This is a genomic window from Streptococcus oralis, from assembly GCF_001578945.1.
Lineage (GTDB): Bacteria > Bacillota > Bacilli > Lactobacillales > Streptococcaceae > Streptococcus > Streptococcus oralis_Q.
Genome location: NZ_KQ969551.1, coordinates 244,743 through 249,465, shown reverse-complemented (window position 1 = coordinate 249,465; position 4,723 = coordinate 244,743). Strand labels below are relative to the sequence as shown.

Annotated in this window: 6 protein-coding genes and 1 pseudogene; 1 reads left to right on the top strand and 6 read right to left on the bottom strand. The window is 43.3% G+C overall.

The genetic code is table 11. The features are described from left to right. The 6 genes and pseudogenes from SORDD16_RS11665 to ybeY form a co-directional block, all read right to left on the bottom strand. Nucleotides 1–299 (bottom strand): annotated as a pseudogene (locus SORDD16_RS11665) (MFS transporter); the annotation flags it as partial. Further along, entirely contained in the window at nt 286–891 is a 606-nt protein-coding gene (gene coaE / locus SORDD16_RS03930) for a dephospho-CoA kinase (RefSeq protein ID WP_061452456.1), read from the bottom strand. The gene coaE and the pseudogene SORDD16_RS11665, both read right to left, overlap by 14 nt. Then, nucleotides 891–1,715, bottom strand: a complete 825-nt coding sequence (mutM, locus tag SORDD16_RS03925) for a DNA-formamidopyrimidine glycosylase (protein ID WP_061452455.1) — start codon at nt 1,713–1,715, stop codon at nt 891–893. The genes coaE and mutM overlap by 1 nt, the downstream gene beginning before the upstream one ends. A gap of 48 nt (nt 1,716–1,763) precedes the next feature. Continuing rightward, nucleotides 1,764–2,663: a GTPase Era gene (gene era, locus SORDD16_RS03920; protein WP_061452454.1), complete on the bottom strand. Its 900-nt coding sequence runs from the start codon at nt 2,661–2,663 to the stop codon at nt 1,764–1,766. A gap of 16 nt (nt 2,664–2,679) precedes the next feature. Further along, nucleotides 2,680–3,075, bottom strand: coding sequence for a diacylglycerol kinase family protein (locus tag SORDD16_RS03915; protein WP_061452453.1), 396 nt, complete (start codon nt 3,073–3,075; stop codon nt 2,680–2,682). Beyond that, entirely contained in the window at nt 3,056–3,553 is a 498-nt protein-coding gene (ybeY, locus tag SORDD16_RS03910; protein ID WP_061452452.1) for an rRNA maturation RNase YbeY, read from the bottom strand. The genes SORDD16_RS03915 and ybeY overlap by 20 nt, the downstream gene beginning before the upstream one ends. 104 nt (nt 3,554–3,657) lie before the next feature. Between ybeY and SORDD16_RS03905 the strand changes: the two genes are divergently transcribed. Beyond that, nucleotides 3,658–4,723: NFACT family protein (locus SORDD16_RS03905; protein WP_241733969.1), on the top strand; the 1,066-nt coding region annotated here is incomplete at its 3' end.

Genomic DNA, 4,723 nt, shown 5'->3' with positions numbered 1-4,723 from the left:
ATATTCGGCACGAAGGCCAACCCCCCCATGGTAATGGTCATGGCAAGACCTGCTCGAATCATGATGGGCTTTCGACCGTACTTATCAGCAAGAATACCCCAGATAGGAGAGACTAGAGCTGCTGAAACAGCCGAAACCGAGATGGCTAATCCAGCATAAAAAGCAACTTGATCCCCTTCAATTCCCAACTGCTCTACAAAGATAGGCATAAAAGGGACGACCAAGGAAATACTGGCTCCCGTTAAAAAACTACCAAACCAGGCGACACGAAGATTCTCTTTCCAACTAATTTCTTGCACAGCTATCGCCTCCTTCAAGTAACTTCACTACTTGACTCACAAGTTGATCACGACTGCCATTATTATCTAATAAATAACTCGCCAATTTTTTCTTTTCTTCTAAAGACCACTGGGCTGCCAGACGCGACTCAGCTACTTCCTTAGAAAGATGATCCCGTTTCATGAAACGTTCCACCTGAACATCTTGATCCACATAGACCAGCCACGTTTCATCAAACCAAGCACTGTAGTCCTGTTCAAAAAGTAGGGGAATATCCATGAAAAAAACCGTTTCTGTCTGAGCTAACTGGTCTCTCAGTGCAGCCAATTCCTCACGAATAATCTCTCCTTGGGTTTGCTTAGACCATTCCCGCTCCTCAGGATTTGAAAAGATGAGACTAGCTAGGAGAGGGCGATTGAGTTCTCCTTTTTCGAGGATGATTTCCTGCCCAAAGTGTTGAACCAAGAGCTGATAAAGACGTCCACCAGGTCTTTGTAGTTGGTGGACGACTGCGTCAGCATCGACCACTTGAAAGCCTTGCTCTCTTAGGAAATTTGTCACAGTTGACTTACCTGAGGCAATTCCTCCTGTGATTCCGATGATTTTTCCCATCAGCCCCTCCTTTGACACTGAGGACAAAAATGAGTTCCTCGTCCACCTAATTGGATTTTCTCAATCGCTGTCCCACAGCGCGAACATGCTTGTCCAGTCTTATCATAGACCTGATGAAAATCCTGCATGGTTCCGTCTTCTCCAAAGGCATTGGTATAGGTCCGAATGGTTGAGCCGCCCTTTTCAACTGCCTGTCCCAAAACAGCAATGGTCTGGTCATGGATGGCTGACGCTTCTTCTGCCGTCAAAGTCTGGGAAGGTCTAGCTGGATGGACCTGTGCTCGCCAGAGGACCTCATCCACATAGATATTGCCAAGGCCAGCTACCAAGGTCTGGTCTAGGAGATGGGATTTGATAGGCTTTTTAGACTTGGCTAGGGCAGCTTGAAAGACCTGCAAATCAAAGTCCTGCTCTCTTGGCTCAGGTCCTAATTTTTTAGAAACAAAGTAGGCATCCGAAAGTTCAGGCGCCAATAGTTCCATAGTACCAAACTTGCGTACATCCTCATAAACAAGCGTGTCACCATCTTCAAACCGAATCAAAACATGGGCATGCTTGCGTTCAGGAATCTGGTCTGGATAGTAAAAATACTTGCCCTCCATCCGCAGATGAGAAATCAAAACTTTGTCTGTTAGATAAAAAAGCAAATATTTTCCACGACGTCCCATTGACTCAATTACTTGACCAGCTAGTTCTTTTTGAAACTCTTCCAAATCTGTCTTAATCATCTTGGGATAACGAATTTCTATACTAGAAATCTTCTTTCCTAGAATCAATTTTTCTAAGCCACGACGAACCGTTTCGACCTCTGGTAATTCAGGCATAAATCCTCCTTCTGTAAAAACAAGAAGCAGGCATGAGCCCACCTCTACTTAGTATTCTTTTTTATTATAGCCAAAGTCAGCCAAATCTAGCTTTTTATCACGCCAGTTTTTCTTGACCTTGACCCAAGTTTCTAGGAAGACCTTGTCCCCTAGCATGAGTTCGATATCACGACGAGCCATGGTCCCAATTTTCTTGAGCATAGCGCCACCTTTACCGATGATAATCCCTTTTTGACTATCGCGCTCCACCATGATGGTTGCACGGATATGAACCTTGTCTGTCTCTTCGTCCCGCTTCATAGAGTCAACCACTACAGCAACTGAATGAGGAATTTCTTCGCGAGTCAAATGAAGAACTTTCTCACGAATCATCTCTGAAACCAAGAAACGCTCAGGATGGTCTGTGATTTGATCAGATGGGAAATACTGAAAACCTTCCTCCAGATTTTCACTCAAAATACCGATTAGTCGAGAAACGTTATTTCCCTGAAGGGCTGAGATAGGAACAATTTCCTTAAAGTCCATCTGGTTACGGAAGTCATCAATCTGAGCCAAAAGCTGGTCTGGATGAACCTTATCAATCTTATTCACCACCAGAATCACAGGAACCTTGGCAGCTTTCAGACGCTCGATAATCATATCATCACCCTTACCACGTGGCTCATCAGCTGGCACCATGAATAGAACAGTATCTACTTCACGAAGAGTACTATAGGCAGACTCCACCATAAAATCCCCAAGAGCTGTTTTTGGCTTGTGAATCCCCGGTGTATCGATAAAGACGATTTGTTCCTTATCCGTTGTGTAAATCCCCATGATTTTATTGCGCGTTGTTTGCGCCTTATCACTCATGATGGCAATCTTTTGCCCCATGACGTGATTTAAAAAGGTTGACTTCCCAACATTGGGACGCCCTAAAATGGCTACAAAGCCTGATTTAAAAGTCATAATTTCCTCTTATTGTTTAAAATAGTATATCCCAAATGCGTGGGAGAAAGATAAGTGCACCTGTCACCGCAGCAAAAAGAGAGACCACCAGCACGGCACCTGCTGCCATATCCTTGGCATTTTTAGCCAACATGGAAAAGTGATAGTCGCTAGCCAAGTCCACCACATTTTCGATAGCCGAGTTGAGAATTTCAAAGGCTACCACCAAGAAAATGCTCAATAGGAGAAAGAGCCACTCGATGCGAGACACCTGAAAAACAAAACCTGCAAAGATGACTACTAGAGCCGTCACTGTGTGTTTTCGCATATTGCGTTCTTCCTTGATAGCAGTCAAAATCCCTGTGATGGCAAATTCTAAACTGGATACCAGGTCACGATTTTTCCATTTTCGTTTATTGTCTTGTGAGTCCATAGGCTGTTAATATTTCTTCTTGTAAACCGAACATCTCCGCTTCTTCTTCCGGAGTGTAGTGATCATAGCCGTTGATATGTAAAAAGCCGTGTACCGCCAAGAAGCCCATCTCACGCTCAAAGCTGTGACCGTATTCCTCAGCCTGCTCATGCGCTTTATCGATAGAGATGAACAGTTCACCAATATAGGCATCAAACTCAGACATCATCTCTGCCAATTCAGGATTTTCAAACAAATCCTCTTCATCAAAGGCAATTTCCAACTCTGGCTTATACTCAAGGCTGATGACATCTGTCGGACGATCCGTATCACGGTACTCGAGATTGAGTTCGTGGCTACGCTCATTAGTCACAAAGGTGACTGCCATCTCCTTGTCTTCTTTTCCTATTTTTTGGGCTGCAAATTCCAGAATTTCTTGGGTTTGTTGCAAGATTTCTTGGGAAACTTGACCAGTTTCATCTACCATTTCAATATACATGTACTTCTCGATTCTCTTTACTTGGCTTTATTATACCATATTTCCATGATTTTATTCTACCTTTTTGATATAATACTATGGAATACAATCACAAGGAGAGAACGATGTCATTTGACGGATTTTTTTTACACCACATGGTTGAGGAATTGCGAAGCGAGTTGGTCAATGGTCGCATTCAGAAAATCAATCAGCCTTTTGAACAAGAGTTGGTCTTGCAAATCCGCAGCAATCGCCAAAGTCATCGCCTGCTCCTTTCTGCCCATCCTGTTTTTGGACGCATCCAGCTAACCCAAACGACTTTTGAAAATCCAGCCCAACCTTCGACTTTTATCATGGTTTTGAGAAAGTATTTGCAGGGTGCTCTGATTGAGTCAATTGAGCAAATCGAAAATGACCGTATTGTGGAAATTACCGTTTCCAATAAAAACGAGATTGGGGATCATATCCAGGCTACCTTGATTATCGAGATTATGGGCAAACACAGCAATATTCTACTAGTCGATAAAAGTAGCCATAAAATCCTCGAAGTCATCAAACACGTCGGCTTTTCACAAAATAGCTACCGCACCTTACTTCCAGGATCGACCTATATCGCTCCGCCAAGTACCGAGTCTCTCAATCCATTTACTGTCAAGGATGAAAAACTCTTTGAAATCCTGCAAACCCAAGAACTAACAGCGAAAAATCTTCAAAGCCTCTTTCAAGGTCTGGGACGTGATACGGCAAATGAATTGGAAAACATTCTTGTCAGTGATAAACTGTCTACTTTCCGAAACTTTTTCAGTCAAGAAACCAAGCCATGCTTAACAGAGACTTCCTTCAGTCCAGTTCCTTTTGCCAATCATTTAGGAGAGCCTTTTTCCAGTCTTTCTGACTTGCTTGACACCTACTATAAGGACAAGGCTGAACGGGACCGTGTCAAACAGCAAGCCAGTGAACTGATTCGTCGTGTTGAAAATGAACTTCAGAAAAATCGACATAAGCTGAAAAAACAAGAAAAAGAGTTACTAGCAACAGACAATGCTGAGGAATTTCGCCAAAAAGGGGAATTGTTGACAACCTTCCTCCACCAAGTGCCTAATGACCAAGATCAGGTTACCTTGGACAACTACTACACCAATCAACCTATCACCATTGCGCTTGATAAGGCCTTGACTCCCAGCCAGAATG

Coding starts and splice junctions, on each gene's coding strand:
- coaE (WP_061452456.1), bottom strand. CDS start 891: ATGGGAAAAATCATCGGAATCACAGGAGGAATTGCCTCAGGTAAGTCA.
- mutM (WP_061452455.1), bottom strand. CDS start 1,715: ATGCCTGAATTACCAGAGGTCGAAACGGTTCGTCGTGGCTTAGAAAAA.
- era (WP_061452454.1), bottom strand. CDS start 2,663: ATGACTTTTAAATCAGGCTTTGTAGCCATTTTAGGGCGTCCCAATGTT.
- SORDD16_RS03915 (WP_061452453.1), bottom strand. CDS start 3,075: ATGGACTCACAAGACAATAAACGAAAATGGAAAAATCGTGACCTGGTA.
- ybeY (WP_061452452.1), bottom strand. CDS start 3,553: ATGTATATTGAAATGGTAGATGAAACTGGTCAAGTTTCCCAAGAAATC.